The 21939-nt window shown below is 63.7% G+C and carries 18 protein-coding genes; 5 read left to right on the top strand and 13 right to left on the bottom strand.

All coding sequences use genetic code 11. From position 1 onward, the window contains the following. Nucleotides 1-34 precede the first annotated feature (34 nt). From hpnE to IVB45_RS11560, 4 genes are all read right to left on the bottom strand, one after another. The gene (gene hpnE, locus IVB45_RS11575; RefSeq protein ID WP_247359918.1) at nt 35-1288 is read right to left on the bottom strand and encodes a hydroxysqualene dehydroxylase HpnE; all 1254 of its coding nucleotides are present in this window, start codon (nt 1286-1288) and stop codon (nt 35-37) included. Further along, nucleotides 1288-2127 (bottom strand): presqualene diphosphate synthase HpnD, encoded by an 840-nt coding sequence (gene hpnD, locus IVB45_RS11570; protein ID WP_247359919.1) that lies wholly within the window; start codon nt 2125-2127, stop codon nt 1288-1290. The genes hpnE and hpnD overlap by 1 nt, the downstream gene beginning before the upstream one ends. Next, nucleotides 2117-3001, bottom strand: a complete 885-nt coding sequence (hpnC, locus tag IVB45_RS11565; RefSeq protein WP_247359920.1) for a squalene synthase HpnC — start codon at nt 2999-3001, stop codon at nt 2117-2119. Before hpnC ends, hpnD begins: the two co-directional genes overlap by 11 nt. Nucleotides 3002-3196: 195 nt before the next feature. Further along, entirely contained in the window at nt 3197-3430 is a 234-nt protein-coding gene (locus IVB45_RS11560; RefSeq protein WP_007593627.1) for a hypothetical protein, read from the bottom strand. A gap of 461 nt (nt 3431-3891) precedes the next feature. Here IVB45_RS11560 and IVB45_RS11555 point away from each other — a divergent pair, with 461 nt between their 5' ends. Then, nucleotides 3892-4389 carry a hypothetical protein gene (locus tag IVB45_RS11555; RefSeq protein WP_027516853.1) on the top strand — a complete coding sequence of 166 codons (498 nt, stop codon included), beginning with the start codon at nt 3892-3894 and terminating at the stop codon, nt 4387-4389. Between the two features lie 122 nt (nt 4390-4511). Here IVB45_RS11555 and IVB45_RS11550 read toward each other — a convergent pair whose 3' ends face one another. The 4 genes from IVB45_RS11550 to IVB45_RS11535 all read right to left on the bottom strand — a co-directional run bounded on the left by IVB45_RS11550 (nt 4512) and on the right by IVB45_RS11535 (nt 10998). Beyond that, nucleotides 4512-6878 carry an MMPL family transporter gene (locus IVB45_RS11550; RefSeq protein ID WP_027569007.1) on the bottom strand — a complete coding sequence of 789 codons (2367 nt, stop codon included), beginning with the start codon at nt 6876-6878 and terminating at the stop codon, nt 4512-4514. A gap of 206 nt (nt 6879-7084) precedes the next feature. Next, the gene (eutC, locus tag IVB45_RS11545; protein ID WP_247359921.1) at nt 7085-7870 is read right to left on the bottom strand and encodes an ethanolamine ammonia-lyase subunit EutC; all 786 of its coding nucleotides are present in this window, start codon (nt 7868-7870) and stop codon (nt 7085-7087) included. A gap of 6 nt (nt 7871-7876) precedes the next feature. Next, nucleotides 7877-9463, bottom strand: a complete 1587-nt coding sequence (locus IVB45_RS11540; protein ID WP_247359922.1) for a B12-binding domain-containing radical SAM protein — start codon at nt 9461-9463, stop codon at nt 7877-7879. 152 nt (nt 9464-9615) lie between these two features. Continuing rightward, entirely contained in the window at nt 9616-10998 is a 1383-nt protein-coding gene (locus IVB45_RS11535; RefSeq protein ID WP_247359923.1) for an ethanolamine ammonia-lyase subunit EutB, read from the bottom strand. A gap of 220 nt (nt 10999-11218) precedes the next feature. On the opposite strand from IVB45_RS11535, the gene IVB45_RS11530 reads away from it, so the two are divergent. The 4 genes from IVB45_RS11530 (at nt 11219) to IVB45_RS11515 (ending at nt 15999) form a co-directional block, all read left to right on the top strand. Then, the gene (locus IVB45_RS11530) at nt 11219-12958 is read left to right on the top strand and encodes a HAMP domain-containing methyl-accepting chemotaxis protein (RefSeq protein WP_247359924.1); all 1740 of its coding nucleotides are present in this window, start codon (nt 11219-11221) and stop codon (nt 12956-12958) included. Between the two features lie 324 nt (nt 12959-13282). Further along, entirely contained in the window at nt 13283-13465 is a 183-nt protein-coding gene (locus IVB45_RS11525) for a hypothetical protein (RefSeq protein ID WP_247359925.1), read from the top strand. Between the two features lie 146 nt (nt 13466-13611). Then, a complete protein-coding gene (locus IVB45_RS11520; RefSeq protein WP_247288689.1) occupies nt 13612-13926 on the top strand; it encodes a hypothetical protein in 315 nt (104 codons plus the stop codon). A gap of 168 nt (nt 13927-14094) precedes the next feature. Continuing rightward, complete coding sequence (locus tag IVB45_RS11515) at nt 14095-15999, top strand: AI-2E family transporter (RefSeq protein WP_247360160.1); 1905 nt, start codon at nt 14095-14097, stop codon at nt 15997-15999. 156 nt (nt 16000-16155) lie between these two features. On the opposite strand, the gene IVB45_RS11510 is transcribed toward IVB45_RS11515, so the two are convergent. From IVB45_RS11510 to IVB45_RS11490, 5 genes are all read right to left on the bottom strand, one after another. Then, the gene (locus tag IVB45_RS11510; RefSeq protein ID WP_027568999.1) at nt 16156-16647 is read right to left on the bottom strand and encodes a septal ring lytic transglycosylase RlpA family protein; all 492 of its coding nucleotides are present in this window, start codon (nt 16645-16647) and stop codon (nt 16156-16158) included. Nucleotides 16648-17190: 543 nt separating this feature from the next. Continuing rightward, nucleotides 17191-17583 (bottom strand): response regulator, encoded by a 393-nt coding sequence (locus IVB45_RS11505; protein WP_197031184.1) that lies wholly within the window; start codon nt 17581-17583, stop codon nt 17191-17193. After that, entirely contained in the window at nt 17576-18976 is a 1401-nt protein-coding gene (locus IVB45_RS11500) for a PAS domain S-box protein (protein WP_247288687.1), read from the bottom strand. Before IVB45_RS11500 ends, IVB45_RS11505 begins: the two co-directional genes overlap by 8 nt. Nucleotides 18977-19105: 129 nt before the next feature. Further along, the gene (locus IVB45_RS11495) at nt 19106-20338 is read right to left on the bottom strand and encodes an acyl-CoA dehydrogenase family protein (RefSeq protein WP_247359927.1); all 1233 of its coding nucleotides are present in this window, start codon (nt 20336-20338) and stop codon (nt 19106-19108) included. A gap of 250 nt (nt 20339-20588) precedes the next feature. After that, nucleotides 20589-21797 carry an ABC transporter substrate-binding protein gene (locus IVB45_RS11490; RefSeq protein ID WP_247359928.1) on the bottom strand — a complete coding sequence of 403 codons (1209 nt, stop codon included), beginning with the start codon at nt 21795-21797 and terminating at the stop codon, nt 20589-20591. Nucleotides 21798-21939: the final 142 nt, after the last annotated feature.

Raw genomic sequence — 21939 nt, 5'->3', positions numbered from 1 at the left:
GACCGGGACAAATGCCCGTCAGGGCCGCCTGTCACTATCCCTTGGCGGCCAGAACCAGATCGGCGGCGCGATCACCGGATCGGACCGATCCCTCGATGGTTGCAGGCAATCCCGTAGCAGTCCAATCGCCTGCAAGAAACAGGTTTTTCAGCGCAGTGACCGGCCCTGGACGCAGGGCATTCTGCGCCGGCGTCGCCGCAAATGTGGCGCGGCGCTCGCGCACGATCTGCCAGGGGGGCAGCTCGCCCGAAACACCGCCCGCCTTGCAGACGTCGTTCCAGATCGCCTGCGCGAGTTCCTCGCGCGGCATGTCGACCAGGCGGTCGCCGTTGCTGATGGTGACGGACAGCCGGTTCGGGAACGCAAACAGCCATTCCACGACGCCGCCGATCACGCCGAGGATCGGAGCCGATCCCGCCGGCGGCTCGACGCGGAAATGCGCATTCACGATGGCGCGGAATTCGGTCGGCGTCTTCAGGCCCGGCAGCAGGTTGGAGGCAGCGCGCGGCGGCACCGCCATCACGACGACATCGCCCGCGCCGATCTGGATCACATCCTCGCCGCCGAAATTCAGCGCGCCGACCTTGCCGTCATGGGTCGCAAACGAGCGCAGCTCATGGCCGAGCTGAACGCTGTGCCCGCGCTCCTGCAGGAACGTCACGGCAGGCTCGATCAGTACCGCGCTGAGCCCGTCGCGCGCGATCAGGGGACGGCAGGCCTGCCCGCCGGCGAGCAGCGTCTCGCGCACGATCGCGCCGGCGAGCCCCGCCGAGCCTTCGGGGGGATCGACGTTGAGCGCCGCGAGCAGCAGCGGCTGCACCAGGCGCTGATAGAGGACGCCTTCGCACGGAATTGACTTGCCGACCAGCGTCTCTTCCGATGCCCAGATCAGCGGCGCCAGCTTCAGATAATCGGTCAGCCCAGTGTCGGGGACGCGGCGGCTCTCGTCGAGCACCCAGGTCGGGAGCCGGCCGTCGCCGAGGTCGATCTGCCAGCGCTGCCCGGTCTTGAGATCGACGAAGGGAAACTGCGCGCGCTCCGGACCGACGAGGCCCGCCTCGGTGCCGATCGAGCGCGCATAGGCGCGCGCATGACTGTTGCCGGACAGCAGCAGATGGTTGCCGTTGTCGATGGTGAGATTGGTGGCGCCGTCGAAATAGGAACGGCAACGGCCGCCGGCCTGCTGCGTCGCCTCGTGCACGGCGACCTTGAAGCCGGCATTGGCAAGCCGCACGGCGGCGGAAAGGCCGGAGATTCCAGCACCGATGATGTGAGCTGTTTTTTGCATCAGATGAGAGCGTAACGGAGCAGGATGGCGATGCGTGTGACCTTCGACACACGCACCGGCTCGCGCGGCGCGTTGAACCCGCGCGCGATCAGGAGATCCAGAATGGCATGATAGTATTTCGACATCATCCGCGGCGCGCGCACCGCGCGGCGGCGGTTGCGGTTCATGATCTCGTCCGACTTCTCGAAATACACCTTTGCGCGCTGCGCCAGCGGCAGGCAGACCTTCGGCAGCGCGCGCTCGACGATCACGCGGTCCGGATCGTTGGAGGTGATGCCGGCATGCAGCAGCGCTTCGCGCGGCAGATAGAGCCGGCCGAGGCCCGCGTCCTCGTCGATGTCGCGCAGGATGTTGGTGAGCTGGAGCGCGCGGCCGAGATGATGGGCGAGCTCGATGCCGTCTTCTTCCGGCAGGCCGAAGACCCGGACCGACAACCGCCCCACGGCGCTCGCGACGCGATCGCAATAGAGATCCAGCGTCGCCATGTCGGGCGCGCGGATGTCCTGCGGCACGTCCATCTCCATGCCGTCGACGATCGCGAGGAAATCCTCGCGCTTGAGGCCGAAGGTCTTCACCGAGGCGACGTAGTCCTTCAGCCGCGGCGGCGGATTGCCCTGGTAGAGCGCATCGATGTCGTTGCGCCACGCCTGAAGGGCGGCGAGCCGCTCGTCGCGCGGACCATCGGAATCGGCGATGTCGTCGACCTGCCGGCAGAAGCTGTAGATCTGGAACATCGCTTCGCGCTGGTCGTGCGGCAAGATGCGCATCGCGGCGTAGAACGAACTGCCGGATGCGGTCGAGCCATAATTGGCGCTGGGCGAGGTCGCCTCAAGCGTCATGTGCAGTCCCCGGTCTGGAAATGGCCTTGCGTCCAACCGCGCGGCGGCCGACTTCGCCGATCATGCCGGCGAGGCTGAAGGTGAGGAGCTCGAGCTTGTTCAGGTGCACGCGTTCGCGCAAGGGATCGCGCACCTTCAACAGGCGCACGATGCGGTCGGCATAGGCCTGGATCACCGAGACCTCGACGCCGAGGCGGAAATCCCTGATTTCCGCGCTGAGCGACCTGCCCTCGTCCAGCAGCGCTTCGTTGCGCACGGCGAGAGCCTGAAGGCAGGCCAGCATCGCCGGCGGGGACTGCGCCAGTCCGAGCTGCTCGACCGAGGCGCCACTCGCGGCCAACGCGTCGCGCGGCAGATAGACGCGGTTGAGCTCGCGGAAATCCTTGCCGCAATCCTGAAGGTGGTTGTTGATCTGCAGCGCTGCACAGAGCGCATCCGACGCAGCCCAGGTCGAGGTGCTCTCACCATGGACGTCGAGCATGAAGCGGCCGACCGGCATCGCCGAGTAGCGGCAATAATGGATGACCTCGTCCCAATTCTCGTAGCGCAACTTGGTCACGTCCATACGGAACGCGATGAGCACGTCGAGCGCGTGGCGCGGCGCCATGCCACGTTCGGCCAGTGCGTGCCGCAATCTGACGGCCTCGGCCTGGGTGTCGCCCGTGCCGAGCAATTCCGCCTCGAGCAGGTCGAGATAAGCGAGCTTCTTATCCGGCGGCAGCGTGGCGTGGTCGGCGATGTCGTCGGCGGTGCGGACGAAATTGTAATACGCCAGGATCAGCGCGCGATGACGCGGATGAATGATCCAGGACGCGACGGGAAAATTCTCGTCGCGCTCACCCTTGCCGGATCGCAATTCGCTCGCAGAGGTCATCGAGGGCTGGTCTACAATCGTTTGGACAGGAAGGGCTTTTTCGCTCGCGCTAGCCCGTGCCGGCGATGCCGCCGCGGCCCCCATATAGGGGAATACGGCCGCAAAACCAATCCTGTCTCTCGATGGCTGCCCTTCGCGGATCAGGTCCGAAAAGGCGGCCCAAAAGGCCGCCTTTTTGTGGGCCAGTGGCCGAGCTTACTGGTTGTGGTTCTTCAGGACCTGGTCGCAGGCCTGCGAGATCTTGGCCCGGTTCTCCTTGAGGCAGGCCAGGATGGTGAAATCGCCCTGGTCGATGACCGGACGGCAGAGCTTCTGCACATCGCGCGAGCAGGCCTTCTGCTCGGCGTCGGTGCCGCGCCCTTGCTGGGCGAACGCTGCGGTCGAGAGGGAGGCCGACAGCAAGGTGAGAGCGACGAGAAGCTTACGCATTGTATTCCTTCATTCTGACGGCAGAATCGCACCTATCCCGGGCAGCACTGGGCGACGACCGGAACGGATTGTTCTGATGGCAAGTCGCCGCGGGAGTAGCGGCCTCGGAGAAGGCACAAGCACTGGCAAATGCGGCCAAATTGGCGCCACGTCCACCAAATCAGGTCTTCCCTGCGCCTTCTCTGGCAAATGTAAGAGACTGATACTACGTCATAATCCAGGTGCGCCGCGTTTTGCTGCGCACCTGTTGCAGAGCTGCATCTCTCCATCCCGCCTTGGGCGCCAGAAACATGCCGAAACGCAGAGAATACGGAGGCTACCCATGGCAAACGCACTTCGCGATGCCGACATGTGGCCGGCCGGCCATTGAACCTGACACAGGCTCGGAACACTAAACCTTCGATGTGGCGAGACGTCCTTGGTGACAAGCGGACGTCGTTCCAAAACGGGATATTTTGAAGATGAAATTCTTTGGGCGATCTGAACTGGCAATCAAGGCGGCCGGCATCGGCGCTGTGCTGCTCTTCTCGGTTTCGACAAGTCAGGCTCAGTCGTCCGGACCGTTTGCAGGTTTCGAGGGCGCGTGGACCGGCACGGGTACGGTGTCGCTGTCCGACGGATCCACCGAGCGCATCCGCTGCAAGGCCGACTACAAGGTTGCCGGCACCGGTCTCAGCCTCAAGCAGGCGCTGCACTGCGCGTCCGACAGCTACAAATTCGACCTCACCAGTGACGTGACCAGCCAGGGCGAGCGCATCTCCGGCAATTGGAGCGAGACCAACCGCAACATCTTCGGCAATCTCCAGGGCACTGCCGGTGGCGGCCAGATTGAGGTGTTCGTCGAGGCCAACGGCTTTGCCGCCAATCTGTCGCTGCGCACCAATGGCACCAAGCAAACGGTGCAGATCTCGTCCAAGGGCGAGATTCGCGGCGTCAACATCACGATGACGAAGGGCTGACAGCTCTTACCGCTTCGAAAGCAGCAAGCCCCGGTTCTCGCGAACCGGGGCTTTGTTGTTTGTCGGAGACGCGGCGCAGTCGCCCGGACCGCGCCGATTTCATGTCTGATGAATGAAACCGCTCAGATCGCCGGCTTGTCGGTGCCCTGAAGCTTGGCGTGCAGATTGATCAGCCACATCGCCGTCGGCCGCAGGATGAAGAGATCGGCGACGAGCGCCATGACCATCGAGAAGGCGCTGAGCCAGCCGAACAGCCGCAGCGACGGCAGGTCGGAGAACACCGTGACGACGAGACCGCAGGCCAGCACCAGCGTGGTCAGGATCAATGCCGGACCGACCAGCACGGTCGCGCGCTCCACCGCGAGCGCCGAGCCGACGCCCGGCTTGCTCTCGAGCCTGAGGCGGTTGAGGAAGTGGATGGTGGCGCTTAAGCCCAGGCCGAACGAAACGGTCAGAGCCACGACACTGGCGAATTGCAGTCCCTCGCCCATGGCCCACAGCACCGTTCCCGACATCACGACGGGGAAGATGCCCGGCAGGATGCAGGCGAACATCACCACCCAGGACCGAAAGGCCAGGCCGATGAAAATCGCGACCAGCGCGAATTCGACGGTGAGCCCGCGGTTGAGCTTCTCGATCATGCCGGCCGAGTTGCGCGCGGCAATCGCGGCAAGACCCGTAACCGCCACTTCATAGCCGGGATGCTTCTTGCGGACGGCGTCGAGCTCGGAATCGAGCTTGTCGACGATCGGCAGGAGCTGGCTGGAATCCTTGTCCGGCACGCGACCTGCGACCACCACGGCGTCCTGCTCGGCATCGATGAACCGGCGCACCAGATGCTCCGGAATGACGCTGACATATTCCTTCAGGGTCGCGACGTCGGCGCTGCCGGCCTTGTCCGCGAGCCAGCGGCGCAGGGTCTCGACCGACCAGACATTGCCGACACCGGCTGCCTTCTCCACCGTCGCGTGCACGTCGGCGATGGTCTGCAGCGTCTCCGGCGAATAGAGCGATTCACCCTTGGGGAACTGGATCAGAACGTTGACCGGGTTGGCGCCGGTGAGCTTGGCGTCGAGCCGGTCGCTGGCGGCGACCGCCTGGCGCTTGTCCGGCACCTGGTCGGCGAGCCGGTAGCGCGGCTCCAGATTGGCGTAGATGACGCCGAGGCCCGCCACGAACACCACGGCGATCAGGCTGAACAGGCCGGGACGGCCCACCATGCGCACCGCGATCCAGTAGCAGAAATTACGCAGCGCCTGCACGCCGGCATCCGCAGTCTGGAACTTGGTCGCAAAGACCTTCTCGTTGCGCACCAACAGCACGCCGAACACCGGCACCAGCGACAACACCGCGACCAGCGCGATGATGGTGGCGGCGAGACCCGCCTCGCCGAACTTGCGGATCAGATCGGAGTCGGAGAACTGGAGCGCGATAAAGGAAATGCCGGCGGTGCCGTGCGTCAGCACGCAGGCCGGTCCCACCACCAGCACCGCGTTCTTGAATGCGGTGAACTTGTCCTGGCCTGCGATCAGCCGGTCGCGCGCGGCGAAGGTGAGCTGCATCGAGTCCGAGAAGCTGATGACCATGATGAGCGGCGTCATCACGTTCAGGAACATGTTGAGATTGAAATTGGCCCAGCCGAGCGCGCCGAGCGCCAGCAGGATCGCGATCATCGGCGGGAACGCGGCCGCCACCATGAATGAGATCTTGCGGAAGAAGATGATGGCAATGACACAGCCGGCGAGAATGCCGAGGATGTTGTAGGTGAGCCCGTCGCGCTCGACCGCGTTGCGGATCTCGAGCTGCATCACCGGCACGCCGGACAGCTGCACGTTGAGCCCGGTGTCGCCGAGGTCTTCCTTCATCAGCGCGCGGATGTCGGCGACGGTCTTGGTCAGCTTATTGGAGGCGACCACCTCCGGATCGAGCGACAGCACGATCAGCGCCAGCGTACCGTCCTCGGACAACAGCTTGCCGCGGATGATCTCGTTGGCTTTGACGCCCTCGATGAACTTGTCATAGGCCGCGCCCTCGGGCAGCTCGGGCGGGAACAGCGCGGCGGGAAGCTTGCCCGGCGCCGGCGCCTGACGCGCGGAGAACAGCGAGACCAGTCCGCGCGTCCCCTCGACCAGCTGCATGTCGGTGACGAAGTCGCGCAGCTTCTCGAGGTTGTTCCGCGCCAGCAGGGTCTTGCCCTCGACTACGACGAGAACGTCGAATTCCTCGGCCGGGAACTTCTTGGTCACCGCTTCGTACTGGCGGAATTCCGGCGTGTTGGACCGGAACAGCTGCGACAGCGAATCGTCGATCTTGATGCGGTGGATGCCGAACACGGCGCCGACGATCAGCACGAGCAGGACGATGCAGGAGACGATGGGCGCCCGGACGGCGATCAGCCCAATGCGCTCCAGCCCGAAGGCGATCGAGGACGCAGGGCCTTGCTCGACCTTGTCGACATGAACCTCACTCTCGCTGTGCTTTTCGAGCATGCCTTGTCCAGTTCCTAAATCGGCTCGGGTCTGTGAGCTTGTCGCGCCCCGCGAACGGCTTGAAAATGCCATACCAATGGGAGGCTTGCCCTTTGAAAATGCGCAGAAAATCGCCGCGAGGGGTTTAGCAGGTCAATCACCCATCTCGCAAGCAGGCGGAGTGTGGCCGAATCGATCAAGATGTGGCGATTTTGCCTTAATGCCCTTCATTCGGGCAAAGCCGTGCCAATTCGACGCGGCGCGCGGTCCGCGCTCTCGTCCTTCAGCGCCACACCGCTCACTTCCCGCGCGAGCCCCTCGCGGACCAGCCAGGCGATCTTGAAGGCCGCCTCGTCATAGCTCAACCCGGCCTTGTGGATGTTCGACACGCAATTGCGCTCGGCATCGGTGCGGCCCGGCTTCGGGGCGAAAGTCAGATAGGCGCCGAGACTGTCGGGCGCCGACAGGCCCGGCCGCTCGCCGATCAGCGTCGCGACCATGCGCGCGCCGAGAATGGCGCCGATCTCGTCGCCCAGCGCGACGCGCGCGCCTGAGGCGACGACGACATGGCTGATCGCGACACCATCGTCGGCTGCGAGCAACGGCAGCAGGCGCATCACCAGCGCGGCCGCATGGGCGTGGACCGCCGCCGCTGACAGCCCATCGCCAATCACGACCGCGAGTCGGCACGGCTCCGAAGCGCTCCGCGCCAGGGCCTCGATTGATCCGGCATCGAGCCGTCTGCCCAGGTCGGGCCGCCGCAGATAGTCCCTGCGATCGACCGCCCGGCTGTTCGCCTCGGTGACGACGAGGCCAAGCGCGCGGAGATCCGCAACCAGCCGCGGCGCATCGAAGACGGCATGCACGGCATCGCGGGCGCGGGCATGGTCCAGCGTGAAATCGAGCAGTGCCCGCGCCGGCAGGCTCGCGCCGCTGCGCCCGAGCGCGACGCGCGCAGGCGTGAGCGACCGCAGATCGAGGGTCGGGCGACGCGGGGTGGCCGGATCAGACATGTCGCATCATTCGGCGGGGACGGAAGCCTCGCGTAGCCGGATCGAATAGTTCGAGGCATTTTGCTGGCCGGTCGAGGCCGCCCGCGCAAAGGTGATGAGATGGTGCGCGATCAGGGTGCAGCCGATCAGGCCTTCGAGATCGCCGCGCTTGATGCGGCCCAGCGCGAACTTCCAGAACACGCGCTTGTAGTCGCCGAGCACGCCGACCTTCCAGAAGATGTTTCGCAGCATGACGAGGCCGCGCCTGATGTTGGGCCAAGTCTTCATCTCATCCGGCGTCGGCATCTTCAGGCGGTGCACGTAAACGTGGTCGCATTGATACTGGAAGCGCGCGTAGACCTTCTCGGGCTCGTAGGCGACGGCCATGGCGTGCTTCCAGGACGCGACGACGTCGTCGTAGGGCAGCAGGAAGTTGACATTGGAATCGCGGCCGTCGTCCTCGACCAGGCGTCCCTCGCGCTCAAGACGGTCCCACAGCGGCGTCTTCGGCAGGGCTTGAAGCAGGTTGATCGTGAGCAGCGGAATTCGGGAGTCCTCGACGAAGGCGAGCAGCGCCTCCGAAGTGTTCGGCTTGTCGGTGTCGAGCCCCATGATGATGCCGGACACGACCTCCATGCCGTAGGAGTTGATGGTTTGCACGCCCTCGAGGATCGGGACCATCATATTGTGGTCCTTGTGCATCGCCTTCAGCGCATCGGGGTCGGGCGTCTCGATGCCGCAGAAGATGGTGACGAAATAGGCCTCGCGCATCTTCTCGAGGATTTCCGGCCGCTTGGCGATGTTGAGCGTCGCCTCGCAGGCGAGCCGCACCATGTAGCCGGTCCTCTTCTGCCATTCGATCAGATGCGGCAGGAGGTCCAGCGCCGCCTTGCGGTTGCCGATGAAATTGTCGTCGACGAAATAGACCGTGTCGGTCATGCCGCATTCACGCAGGCGGTCGAGCTCGGCGATGATCTGCTCCGGCGATTTGAGGCGCGGATTGCGGCCGTAGAGGCCGGGGATGTCGCAGAACTCGCATTGATAGGGACAGCCGCTGGAATACTGGATGCTGCCGAGGAAGTACTTCTTTACGTCGGCGAGCTCGTAGGCTGGGATCGGAAACTCCGTCATCGGCACGCGGTCCTTGGTGGTCAGAACCACCTGCGCTTCCGGACGCGAGATGTCCCGCGACAAGATCTCGAGCAGCTGATTGGTGGCGTCGCCGAGTTCGCCGACATGGAGATAATCGAAGGACGGATAGTAATCCGGGCAGGCGCTGACGGAGGGACCGCCGAGCGCGACGGGCAGATCGAACTCGTGGGCGCGGCGGCAGATATCGTTCATCTGCTGGCGCTGGATGTGCATGCCGCTGACGAAGACCGCCTCGGCCCACTCGAACTCTTCCCTTGTCGCGCGGCGAAGGTTCTCGTCGACGAATTTGACCTGCCATTCCCTGGGCAAATAGGCCGCGAGCAGCAAAAGTCCCTGCGGCGGCATGAAGGCGCGGACGCCATCGGTCAGGGGGTAGGAATGCTCGAACGTCCCGAACGACGATGTGTATCGCGGAAACACGCAGAGAATCCGCCGGGACGTCCCGTTACTTTCAGCTCGCATCAAAGCTCCCCCGCCACGCTCGACTTAGCCGCGGAAATTGCCAGACAGACACATAGCGTAATGCTGCCGCCGGAATTTCTCAATATTGTGGCATGAGCCTAATTCCCTGGGGCACCAATGGTTGCCTCGGGTCGCCGGGTGCCTCCGCCGAGTCACGCGATCAGCCGTGACGCAAAATCGGGCAGCAGGCCTGCATCGCCGGCAAGACGGAAATCTGGGCCCGCAATGCCGGACCGCACCAGCCAGTCGTCGAATTCCGGTGCGCGGCGCAGTCCGAAGACGTCGCGGACGTAGAGCGCGTCGTGAAAAGACGTGGACTGATAGTTCAGCATGACGTCATCGGCGCCGGGAACGCCCATGATGAAGGTGACGCCGGCGGCCGCCAGCAGCGTCAGCAGATTGTCCATGTCGTCCTGGTCCGCCTCGGCGTGATTGGTGTAGCAGATGTCGATGCCGAGCGGCAGGCCGAGCAGCTTGCCGCAAAAGTGATCTTCCAGCCCGGCCCGGATGATTTCCTTGCCGTCGTAGAGATATTCCGGGCCGATGAAGCCGACCACGCTGTTGACCAGGAGGGGCGCAAAGGCGCGGGCGACCGCATAGGCGCGCGCCTCGCAGGTCTGCTGGTCGACGCCGTGATGGGCATTGGCCGACAGCGCCGAGCCTTGCCCGGTTTCGAAATACATCACGTTCTGGCCAACCGTACCGCGCTTCTGCGACAGCCCGGCCTCCTGCGCCTCCTTCAGAAGCGCAAGGTCGATGCCAAAACTGCGGTTGGCAGCCTCAGTGCCGGCGACCGACTGGAACACGAGGTCGACCGGCGCCCCCTGCCCGATCAGCGACAGCGTCGTGGTGACATGGGTCAGCACGCAGGCCTGGGTCGGGATCTTCAGCCGCGCGATGATCTCGTCGAGCAGCCGCAGCAATTGGCCGATCACGGCCGGGTCGTCGCTCGCCGGGTTGATACCGATGCAGGCATCGCCGGCGCCGAGCAGGATGCCGTCGAGGATGGAGGCGGTGATGCCCCTGGCGTCGTCGAAGGGATGGTTGGGCTGGAGCCGGGTGCTCATCCGGCCCTTCAGGCCGATGGTGTTGCGGAAAGCGGTGGTGACCTGGCATTTCCGCGCCGCCAGGATCAGATCCTGGTTGCGCATCAGCTTCGAGACCGCGGCGGCCATCTCCGGGGTGATGCCGCCTCCTAACTTCCGCAAGATTTCGGGCGTCGCGGCATCCGACAGCAGCCAGTCGCGAAAGGCACCGACCGTCAGCGAAACCACCGGCGCGAAGGCCTTGGCGTCGTGGCTGTCGATGACGAGGCGGGTGACCTCGTCGGTCTCATAGGGGATGACGGCTTCCTGCAAGAACTGCCCGAGCGGGACGTCGGCCAGCGCCATCCGCGCCGCGATCATCTGTTCGGCACTGGCGGCGGCGATCCCAGCCAGCCGGTCGCCGGAGCGCGGCGGCGTCGCCTTGGCGAGCAGGTCGCGCAAATCCGGGAACGTGTAGGTCGTTGCGTCGATGGTGTGGCGGTAGACCAAAGGTCTCTCCGGGGTTCGTCGGCCAGAGGCCGACTCCAGGGCGATCCCAAGACTATACCTTCAGATCAAGACGCTGAAATATCTACCTTTCTTTCGGCCGAGGGCAAAGGGGGCCAAACCCGGCGTTAACGCCGCGTCCATCTTCATTCTGCATAGTTTTGCAATAATTTGCACGACCGCGCTCTCCGGCCGCTCCCGGCCATTCGGGCCCCTGAAAACCATGACAACTGACCGACCTGGGAATGCCACCGGCCTCGCCGGCCGCTTCACGCTTGCCAACAAGCTCTACGCGATCTTTGCACTGTTCGCGTTGCTCACGGCGGCGATCGCGATGCTGTCCGATTACAACAGCCGCCGCGGTGCCGACCTGACGAGCGCGATCGAGACTGCGAACGCCGCCGCGCTGAACGTCGAGCGGGTCAACTCGCTGGTCTATGCGGTCGTGATGGAATCGCGCGGCGTCTACATGTCGACCGAGCCCGCCGTGGTGAAGAAATACGGCGAGGGCCTGCTCAAGTTCAACGCCCAGATCCTTGACGTCGTGAAGCGCTGGGAGACCATCGTCAAGGCTGACGATGCCGAGCAGTTCGCCACCTTCAGGAAGCGCATCGAGCAGTTCGTCGAGTTTCGCAAGGAGCTGGTGCGCCGCGGCGTCGAGATCAATGCGGCCGCGGGCCGCGAATGGGGCGACAACGACGCCAACCGCACCGTGCGTTCGGCGCTGAACAAGGATCTCGAGGGGCTGTCCAAGGTCTATGCCGAGCGCGCCAGGCAAATCGCGCACGAGACCGAGACCAATCGCATCCTGTCCCTCGTCCTGACCTGCCTCGCCGGCGTGGCGCTCGCGCTCGTCGTGATCGGCATCGTCATCATCGCCCGCTCGATCGCACGCCCCCTCTCCGCCATCACCGCGACCATCAAGCAGGTCGCTGACGGCGCCGAGAACGTCGTGGTGCCTCACAGCCACCGCGCCGACGAGATCGGCGCACTGGCACGCGCGATCCAGATCTTCCAGGACGCGATGGCGCGTAACCGCAACCTCGCCTCACAGGTCTCGCAGGACTCCGCCGCGCGCGAAGAGCGCGCCCGCCACATCGAACAATCCGTCGACGCGTTTCGCGAGGCGATCGGCGCGATCATGCGCGGCCTCAGCGACAACGCCTCCGTGATGCGCGAGACGGCGCAGACCATCACCCGCGTCACCGCGGACGCGAGCAGCCGCGCCGGCACGGCGGCGAACGCCACCGAGCAGGCTTCGCACAACGTCACGGCGGTGGCAGGCGCGGCCGAGGAGCTGTCGGCGTCGGTGGTGGAGATCGGCCGGCAGGTGCGGCAATCCGCCAGCGCGGTCGAGCAGACCGGCCAGCGCACCGAGAAATCCATCGCCGAGATCGAGAGCCTGGCCGCTGCCACGCAACGCATCGACGGCGTGCTCAGCCTGATCCAGGCGATCGCCGAACAGACCAATCTGCTCGCGCTCAATGCCACCATCGAGGCGGCGCGCGCCGGCGATGCCGGTCGCGGCTTCGCCGTCGTCGCACACGAAGTCAAGGCACTCGCAGGGCAGACCGCGAAAGCGACCGCCGACATCAGCGAGAACGTCTCGATGATCCAGTCCTCCACCCGCAACGCGGTCGACGCCGTCCGCGAGATCGGCGGCGCGGTGCGCGAGATCAACGACGTCACCTCGGCGATCGCCGGCGCCATCGGCCAGCAGGATGCCGCCACGCGCGAGATCTCGTCCAACGCGCAATCGGCGGCCCAAGGCAACGAGACCCTCGTCGCCAACATCAGCTCGCTCCGCGACGCCATCGGCGAGACCGATACGGCGGCCTCCTCGGTGCTGACGGCTGCGAGCAGCGTGACCGAGACGGCGGAGACGCTGTCGCGCGAGGTGGAGAAGTTCTTCCAGAACCTCCGCTCGGGCGCAGCGGACGGCCGCATCGCCAAGGCCGGATGACGGGACGTCCACCGGCGGCGCTGGGGTCGCTCTATCAATAAAACGCGAAAACAACCCCATGCACAGTCGCCGGGGACAGCGATTTCAATGGCTTGGCCATCGGCGTTATTTTTTGCGGATTTTTCGAATCCATTTGCTCCGTCGGGCAAAACAGGGGCATGATGTCAATGTTGGAGCTTTCCGCGCTGGGGGCCGGCAGATCGTGGAAAGCCGAAGGCCGGCTGAGGCCGCCTCTCGTCGCTTGATGCCCCATAGACAATGATCCAGAACTTTTAGCGAAACTATCCAGCCGCCTCTGCGTCGGTATGCGGAGGGAATTACAGCATGCCTGCAGACGGCCAATTCGACGAACAGGAGGTCCTGATCTTGCGCTACCGGGCGTTGGAGCGAGAGGTGACCGATCCGCTTGCCGCCGTTCTGCTCCACGACATCGTCCAGGATCTCGAAGCCGATCTTCATAGAGAGCGCGCGATGGCTCTCTCCGCAATCCCATCTTCCAAGTCATAATCGCCAATCATAGCGAGTTGATCTGTCTTTCGGGCACGGGATGCCTGCGAACAGAGTGGCGGCAGCTGACGATATCTGTTCAGCCATGGAACCATTGGGTTCCCAGTCTATTGCCTCACTGACACATCACATTTTGGAGAAACACCATGAAATTTTTAACAGCCGCTCTGACGGCCGCAGCAAGTGCCCTTCTTGTGACCGCTGCTTCTGCAGCCCCGCTGTCTCCCACCCTGTATGCCGCTCCGGACAGCAACGTTCAAAACGTGCGCATGGTCTGCAATGAAGACGGTCGTTGCTGGCGCGAGCGCAGCGAGCGGCGTGTTATCATCCGCGATGGGCGCGATTCCTACGGATATGCGCCTCGCGAGCGCTACATCGAGCGGCGCGGCTATGAAGAGCGCAGCGGCATCGGCTTCCGTGCTCCCGGCGTGAGCGTCGGGATCGGCACCGACCGCTACTGAGATACGAGCCGGTGAATGCAGAAGCCGCGGAGCAATCCGCGGCTTCTTTGAACTCACTGGACGTCAACAAACTCGCCGCTTTTCCCGGCCTAGCGAGGAGCTGTGATCAGGCAGCCATTCAAAGCACGAACACCGGAAGAACTGATTTCTCTATTGAGCGCCGTGGCGATGGCCATTCTCGCCGCGATCATTGTCATGGTGCTGTATTATGGTCGCGAGATCATCATTCCGATAGCGCTGGCCGTCTTGCTCAGCTTCGTGCTGGCGCCTCTGGTTCGACTGGTTCAGCGACTGCGCATTCCACGCAGTTTGGCTGTGGTGAGCGTGGTCGTGATCGCCTTCGCATTCATATTTGCGATGGGCAGTCTGCTCGCTACCCAACTCGCGCAGCTGGCCGGCGATTTGCCGCGATATCAGTCCACAATAAGCGAGAAGATCCAATCCTTCCGTGAGACCACGGCCGGTCGGGGCACGCTCGAGCGGGCTTCCAGCATGTTGAAGGACCTCAGCAAAGAACTCGACAAGCCCAAGGAGGCCGCGAACTCGTTGGGGACCATAGCAGCTCCGAAAGCGGCCCCGCCGAAGCCCGTTCCTGTGGAAGTGCTTCAGCCCGATCCCGGCGCGCTGGAGAGCTTGCAAACGCTGATTTCACCATTGCTTCATCCACTCGCAACGACCGGGATCATTGTCATATTCGTGATCTTCATTCTGCTTCAGCGCGAGGATCTTCGTAATCGTCTGATCAGGCTGGCCGGTTCGGATGACCTGCAGCGCACCACAGCCGCCCTTGATGACGCGGCGAGCCGCCTCAGCCGGCTTTTCCTTATCCAACTTCTCGTGAACGGGGGCTTCGGCATCATCATCGGAATGGGTCTCTGGCTGATCGGCGTTCCAAGCGCGATCCTGTGGGGTATTCTGGCGGCAGTGCTGCGCTTCGTGCCTTACATTGGGGCGGTCATCGCCGCCGCGTTCCCTCTCGCTCTCGCGGTTGCGGTCGATCCAACCTGGACGATGCTGCTGTGGACGATCGCGCTGTTCGTGGTGGTGGAGCCCGTCGTCGGCCATGTGCTCGAGCCGATGGTCTATGGACACAGCACGGGACTGTCGCCGGTGGCCGTTGTCGCTTCTGCGACATTCTGGACGGCGCTCTGGGGTCCGATCGGCCTCGTTCTCGCAACACCCCTTACGGTGTGTCTGGTCGTCTTGGGCCGCCACGTCGAGCGCCTGGAGTTCCTGGACGTCATGTTTGGAGACCGACCAGCGCTCTCTCCGCCTGAGATATTCTATCAGCGGATGCTCGCCGGCGATCCGACCGAAGCATCTGCAAAAGCCGAGGAGTTCTTGAAGGAGCGATCTCTCAGCTCTTATTACGACGAAGTCGCCTTGCGAGGACTGCAGCTGGCTCAAGCGGATGCCGAGCGCGGCGCTCTGGATCCCGACCGGCTGGCTAAAATCAGGGATGCGGTCCAGGAATTTGCCAATAACATTTCGGAGCAGGATGAGCGTCCGCCGCCGAAGGTCGGCCCGACCACAGATGTCGAAGCTACATCTGCCATAGAAGGCGTGGCTGAGGATGCGCCTTATGAGGGTCTGCGGGTGCTGCGCAAGGAGGACTTGCCCACTGAATGGCAAGGCGAACATCCCGTGCTCTGCGTGGCCGGGCGAAATCCGATCGACGAAGCCGCTGCGATCATGCTGGCTCAACTGACCGGAGCGCATGGCTTGTCGGCCAGAGTCGAGGCAGCGGAAGCGTTGTCGACGGCGAATATCTTCCGCCTGGAGACCGACGGGGTCGCCATTGTCTGCCTCGTCTATATGGATGCAAGCAGCCCGGCCCATATGCGTTACTCGGTGCGACGGCTTCGCCGTAAATTGCCGAAGGCTACAATCATTCTGGGTTGCTGGATGAAGGACATCGACCCATCGGCGCTGGAAAATCTGCGGGAAGGCGCCAAGGCGGATCTGGCTGCTGCAACTCTGGGCGGGGCGCTTAAACTCTGCATAGAGGCGACGGGTGTGGACTCCCTTGGCACAGTCGCTGAAGGCCGGACTTCGAAGATCACGGCCGGCTAGCAGTTTATACGCGGAGACATGGCTGCTGCAGGCGCGCAGCAAACCCGAAAGGCCTTCGTTCCTGCCGACATCGGATCCGGCTCAAGGCCGGTGTGTCCTGGCACTCCCTCAGTCACATACAAAGGACCGTGCTGCGCGACCTTCTGGTGCGACGGTTCAGCCAACCGGCCCGGGGGTCCAATCGCCGCCGGCAAGCGGCCGCACCTTTACATCGGGAATGACCCCGCGCTGCAGGCCCGGATCAAAATGGCGCATCGTCCGCTCGTTGAGGTCGATGATGCGGCCAGGCCTTAGCGGTCCCACGTCATTTATCTTGACGATGACCTTCTTGCCGACGGCCTCTACGAGGGCGTATTTCGGCTTCGCGCCAAACTGGACTCCACCGAATTTCTTACGCAAACTCGTTTTGATGGCGGCCGACCAGACTGAGGGATCATAGCGCTCGCCGGAGGCTGTCTTCGGGCCGCCCTCCTCTTTGCCCGGCTTGAACGGATTGTACGTGGACGCCGCGCCGACGATCGCTTCCCCGGAAGCGACATTGACGACAGCGCTTGAGTGAACTCCAGCGGCTTCGCATCGAGCAACAGTAACGGAAACGGCAAGCGCAACCACGGCGCCGCAAATTGCGGCGCTGGATCGGAACACCATCATATCTCCTGTGATTTTCGATTGTCCGGTTCCGATGCCTCAAAACATCATCAAGCAAACGCGGAAGCGTTCGGGTTCGCGATGTTTACAGGTCGAGCCAACCCCGGCTGCGGAACCATTGCAGGAACCAGAATGGTTCCAAACGGTGTTTTTAGTTGTCGCCGTCTAAGACGGACATTGCGTCAACAGCGTGACAAGAAGAGCCACGGCGAAATGGCGCGGCCACATGAGTCCCGCGGCGCTCACAATCAGATTGATTGTTCCACTCGCCTGTCCGACCTTCTCTTCTTTCCCATCGACCGTCCTTTCCGCAGAAGCGATCAACGCAGATACACTGCTGCACAGGCGTGCACCCTCTCAAGCGAAGAAGAGATCGCCCCTACTCCATCACCCGCGCCGCTTGATCGGATTGTAATCCTTGCCTCGGCAAATCTGCTACGCGCTGCCGCGCGAATGCGGCAAGCGATCATCCGACCTATCTTGCAGGCCGGGAACGCAGCTATCAGGGAGTGGGATCGCGGCCTTGCCCCGCAACGGGCGCGGCTAGAGCGTCCGCGGTTTCTCGTCCGATTGATCGATCGAGAACAGTCCGCTGAGCGCCTTGATGTTAACCGGCTTTTCGACACGTGGCACGGCTGCATAAGCATCGGGAATCGCCCAAGCGTCATAACCGGTGGTGAACACGAACCGCACCCCGCGCGTCCGAAGTGCGTCGGCAACCGGATAGGAGCGTTCGCCGCGAAGATTGATGTCCAGGACGGCGCCATCTATCCGCTGTTCGGCCGCAACCAGATTCAGGGCGTCCTCGACCGACCCCGCCGGCCCAATGACCTCAGCGCCGCGATCTTCCAGCGCACGGGCCAGGTCGGCAGCGATCATGTACTCGTCTTCGACGACGAGGAGCCGCCGGCCTAGTAGTGATTGCGACTCAGTCATCACGCTTCTCCTCGCTCGCGAGCGGCACGGCGATTTCGCAGTGGACGCCGTCAGGTTCGAACCGAAGCTTCGTTTTGGCGCCGAGCTGATAAGGAAGTGCTCGCTCGATCAATTCGCTTCCGTAGCCTTTTCTCGCCGGCCCGCCCTCAGGCATGGCAACCCCGCTTTCGGACCATACCACGGTTGCTTGCCGCCTGGATTGATCGTTCTTGACCTCCCATCGCACCGTCAGCCGGCCTGAGGGTTGGCCGAGGGCGCCGTATTTTACCGCATTCGTGGCGAGCTCATGCAGCGCGAGAGCCATCGATTGCGCCGACATCGCCGGCAACGGTGCCGCCGGCCCCTCGGTCGTCACCTTCTCCACGTCGGCACTGGCGTGCGCCTCCAATTCGGCCCTGACCAGATCACCGAGTTCAATCGGCCGATTGTCGCTTTGCGCGAGCAAACCCTGAGCCCTGGAGAGGGCGCCCAACCTGCTTTCAAAGTCGTCTGCAAAGTCGTCCAGGGACGGGCTCGATCTGATCGTCTGCCGGGCAAGTGATTGGACGACCCCGAGCAGATTGCGCCTGCGGTGCTGCAGTTCGGCCAAGAGAACCTTCTGCCGATCTTGAAGCACGCGCAGTTCGTGGATGTCCGTCATCGTGCCGACCCAATCGACAGCGTCTGCATCCGAACTGACTTTCATCGGTACCGCGCGGGTCTGATGCCACCTGAACTCTCTGTCGGCGGAACGCCTGACGCGGTGCTCGACGTAATACTCGCCCTTGGCGCGCGCTTCGAGCCAGGCCGCCTGGGTCTCTTCGCGATCATCCGGATGGATCGCGTCAAGCCAACCGAAACCGATGCTATCAGCGAAGCTCAGACCGCTGAAGATGGTCCATTGCGGGCTGGCCCAAGTGCGCTCACCATCACTTTTTGAGCGGAAAACCAGCTGGGGTATATTGGTGGCGAGAACGCGGAACAGCTCCTCGCTTTGCGCGAGCTGCTCCGCAGCACGGTGCTGGCTGGTGCGATCGCGCAGCATCTTCACGAAACCCGCGTCGCGCTCCGCCAGCGGCATCAACAGGCCCGAAGCCCAGAGCCGGGTGCCGTCCTTGCGCATCTGCCAGCGTTCGTCCTCGGCGCGGCCCTGAGCTAACGCGCTGCGTCGTTCTTCGGCTGCCGCCTCAAAACCACCCTCCTCGGCGGGAAAAATCACGTCCGCCGATTTTCCGATGATTTCGTCGGTCTTGTACCCGAGTAACCGCTCGGCGCCGGGGTTCCAGCTGGTGGTGATGCCGTTCGGGTCTGTCGTGAAGATAGCAAAGTCCGTCGCGCTCTCGAATACGAGACGCAGCAGCTCATTGTCCGCGGGGACGGCCGGACCGTTTGTCGGGTGATTGCTCTCCTGCACGCGGACGATCTCCAGCGCTCGCGCTGGGCAGCGCGCCAACTGCCAGCGACAATCGCGACAGTCCAAGGACGTTCCTAAGCTGGTTCACGACCCTGGTTCCCGCAGCAACGGGTGACGTCCGGAACGGTCCTACCCGGCCATCACCCCGCCGCGCTTGATCAGCTCCTTCCCTACCGCGGCCAGATGCACCTGATCCGGCCCGTCGCCGATGCGGATGAAGCGGGCGTAGACGTAAGCACGCGCGAGGAAGGTATCCTGCGAGACGCCGGCGGCGCCGTGGATCTGGATGGCGCGGTCGATCACGCGGGCGGCCATGCTTGGCACCACGATCTTGGCGGCCGCGATCAGGTCGCGCGCGGCCTTGTTGCCTTCGCGGTCCATCCTGTCGGCGGCTTGCAGCGTCAAGAGCCGCGCCTGCGCGATCTCGCAGAATGAGTGCGCGATGTCCTCGCGCACCGAGCCCTGCTCTGCGAGCGGCTTGCCAAAGGCTGTGCGGGAGACGGCGCGCTGGCACATCAATTCCAGCGCGCGCTGGGCACAGCCGATCAGCCGCATGCAATGATGGATGCGGCCGGGACCGAGCCTGCCTTGCGCGATCTCGAAACCGCGGCCCTCGCCGAGCAGGATGTTCTCGGCGGGCACGCGAACGTTCTCGTAGACGATCTCGGGATGGCCGACCGGCGCGTCGTCATAGCCGTAAGTGAGCATGTCGCGGACGATGCGCACGCCGGGCGTCGCTCTCGGCACCAGGATCATGGATTGCTGGCGGTGGCGGTCGGGATCGTCGGGCGCCGTCTTGCCCATCACGATCAGGATCTCGCAATCCTCGTTCATCGCGCCGGAGGTGAACCATTTGCGGCCGTTGATGACGTAGTCGCCTCCGTCGCGCTTGATCTCGCATTGAATGTTGGTGGCATCGCTGGAGGCGACCTGCGGCTCCGTCATCGAGAAGCCGGAGCGGATGCGCCCCTCCAGGAGCGGCTTCAGCCAGCGCTCCTGCTGTGCCGGCGTGCCGTAATTGGCCAGCACCTCCATGTTGCCGACATCGGGCGCCGAGCAATTGAACACCTCCGGCGCCCAGAGGATGCGGCCCATGATCTCCTTCACCGGCGCGTATTCGAGATTGGTCAAGCCAGTGTTGTTAGGGTCTTCGCCGTGCTCGCCGGAGAGGAACAGGTTCCAGAGCCCCTGCTCGCGCGCCAGCCGCTTCAGGTCCTGAAGGACCTGTGGCGTCCTGTAGCGTGTCGCTTCCGGCTTCACCTGCTCGTAATAGAGCTCCTCGACCGGCTCGACATGCGTCCGCATGAACCGGCGGACACGCTCCTGCAGCTCCAGCGAACGTTCGGAGTGGTGAAAATCCATTGGTGTTCCTCCTCTTCCCTTCTCCCCTTGCGGGAGAAGGTGGCATAGGCGGCCTTCGGCTGGCGTTCCTAAGAACGCCGAAGCAAAGCTTCGGCTATGGCGCCGGATGAGGGGTTGTATCCGCGAGTTCAAATGTAGAGACGACTCGCGGAGAGAGACCCCTCACCCGGCTCGCCGCTTCGCGGCGATCCACCCTCTCCCACAAGGGGAGAGGGTGCACCGTCTCTGCAGCCGCTCGCTTCGCAGTCCCTCACGTGCCGCGCAGCAGCTCGCTCGCGACGATCCAGTCGTTGCCGTTGAACTGAAGCATATAGCCGTCCTTGATCGGGCGGAAATCCTGCGGCGTGGTGTTGAGCGTGATGCCGGGCATCAGCAGCGATAGCGGCACGTTCTTCAAATTGGCCGCCTGCGCCATGATGTTCTCACGCGTCAGATTGTCCTTGCACTGCTTCAGCAAGACGACCAACGCCTCGGCGACGGTGTAACCGTAGAGACCCGCGACGTTGTTGACGTCGGCATTGGGCAGGCGCTTCTTCATGAAGTCGATATAGGCCGTCATCGCCGGATCGTCCTTTGGCCCCTCGACGAACGGCTTGAGCGAGCCGAGCGAGAGCACGCCCTTGCCGGCATCGAGGCCAGCCGGGACCATCACGGTTGCCTTGTTGGCGCAGCCCGAGGCGAGGAAGCGCGTTGCCTGCCAGCCGACCTCATGCGCTTTCCGGATCGCCTGGGCGCAGGCGCGCGGCGTCACCGAATAGATCATGAACACGTCGGCCTTGGTGTTCGCGAGAGTCAGCACCTGGGAATCGACGGTGGGGTCGGCGACCTCGAAGCTCGACGCCATCGCGATCGCCTTGTCGGCGTCGGCACCAAGCGCTTCCTTGACGCCGCGCAGATATTCCTTGCCGGCATCGTCGTTCTGATAGAGCACCGCGAAGCGCGCATTCGGGTTCTTGGCGCGGGCATAGGCGACGTCGATGGCCGCCTCGCTGGTGTAGTTCGGCGCCCACGGCAGCGCCATCGACCAGGGCATGTTGGCCGGGTCGTTCCACTTCGAGGCCGAGCTGATCAGAAACAGCTGCGGCACCTTGTTGCTGTTGAGATATTTCGCAATCGCCGAGCTCGGCGCGGTGCCCATGGTCGCGAAGATGAAGGCGACGCCATCGCCCTCGACCAGCCGGCGCGCCGCTTCCATGGTCTTCGGCGGCGAGAAGGCATCGTCGAGCGACAGGAGATTGAGCTTGCGGCCGTTGATCCCGCCCTTCTCGTTGACCTCGTCGAAATAGGCCGAGATCACCCTGCCGGTGATGCCGAGCGGCGAAGCGGGGCCGCTATAGGGCATGGTGTTGCCGATCTTGATCTCGGTGTCGCTGACGCCCGGACCGTAGGATTTCTGCGCGGAGACAGGCGTGGACAGGCAGGCAGCCAGCGCTGCAGCCAGGACCAAAGCGGCTTTCATGGTTTCTCCCCGGTGATGATCGCCACGACTCGGAAGGCGCGACGTGCTGCTTTTTGCCAGCACATCAGATCAGCGGAGTTCCACAAGGCGGTCTTGCGTCGAGTTGCTGATCAGCCGGTGCGCAGCCGCCCTCGCGGGCAGC

The sequence above is a fragment of the Bradyrhizobium sp. 4 genome, assembly GCF_023100905.1.
GTDB lineage: Bacteria > Pseudomonadota > Alphaproteobacteria > Rhizobiales > Xanthobacteraceae > Bradyrhizobium.
This window is presented reverse-complemented; position numbering and strand designations above follow the sequence as displayed.

Coding starts and splice junctions, on each gene's coding strand:
- IVB45_RS11495 (WP_247359927.1), bottom strand. CDS start 20,338: ATGGATTTTCACCACTCCGAACGTTCGCTGGAGCTGCAGGAGCGTGTC.
- hpnD (WP_247359919.1), bottom strand. CDS start 2,127: ATGACGCTTGAGGCGACCTCGCCCAGCGCCAATTATGGCTCGACCGCA.
- IVB45_RS11525 (WP_247359925.1), top strand. CDS start 13,283: ATGCCTGCAGACGGCCAATTCGACGAACAGGAGGTCCTGATCTTGCGC.
- IVB45_RS11515 (WP_247360160.1), top strand. CDS start 14,095: ATGGCCATTCTCGCCGCGATCATTGTCATGGTGCTGTATTATGGTCGC.
- IVB45_RS11550 (WP_027569007.1), bottom strand. CDS start 6,878: ATGCTCGAAAAGCACAGCGAGAGTGAGGTTCATGTCGACAAGGTCGAG.
- IVB45_RS11530 (WP_247359924.1), top strand. CDS start 11,219: ATGACAACTGACCGACCTGGGAATGCCACCGGCCTCGCCGGCCGCTTC.
- IVB45_RS11560 (WP_007593627.1), bottom strand. CDS start 3,430: ATGCGTAAGCTTCTCGTCGCTCTCACCTTGCTGTCGGCCTCCCTCTCG.
- IVB45_RS11490 (WP_247359928.1), bottom strand. CDS start 21,797: ATGAAAGCCGCTTTGGTCCTGGCTGCAGCGCTGGCTGCCTGCCTGTCC.
- eutC (WP_247359921.1), bottom strand. CDS start 7,870: ATGTCTGATCCGGCCACCCCGCGTCGCCCGACCCTCGATCTGCGGTCG.
- IVB45_RS11520 (WP_247288689.1), top strand. CDS start 13,612: ATGAAATTTTTAACAGCCGCTCTGACGGCCGCAGCAAGTGCCCTTCTT.
- hpnE (WP_247359918.1), bottom strand. CDS start 1,288: ATGCAAAAAACAGCTCACATCATCGGTGCTGGAATCTCCGGCCTTTCC.
- IVB45_RS11505 (WP_197031184.1), bottom strand. CDS start 17,583: ATGACTGAGTCGCAATCACTACTAGGCCGGCGGCTCCTCGTCGTCGAA.
- hpnC (WP_247359920.1), bottom strand. CDS start 3,001: ATGACCTCTGCGAGCGAATTGCGATCCGGCAAGGGTGAGCGCGACGAG.
- IVB45_RS11510 (WP_027568999.1), bottom strand. CDS start 16,647: ATGGTGTTCCGATCCAGCGCCGCAATTTGCGGCGCCGTGGTTGCGCTT.
- IVB45_RS11555 (WP_027516853.1), top strand. CDS start 3,892: ATGAAATTCTTTGGGCGATCTGAACTGGCAATCAAGGCGGCCGGCATC.
- IVB45_RS11540 (WP_247359922.1), bottom strand. CDS start 9,463: ATGCGAGCTGAAAGTAACGGGACGTCCCGGCGGATTCTCTGCGTGTTT.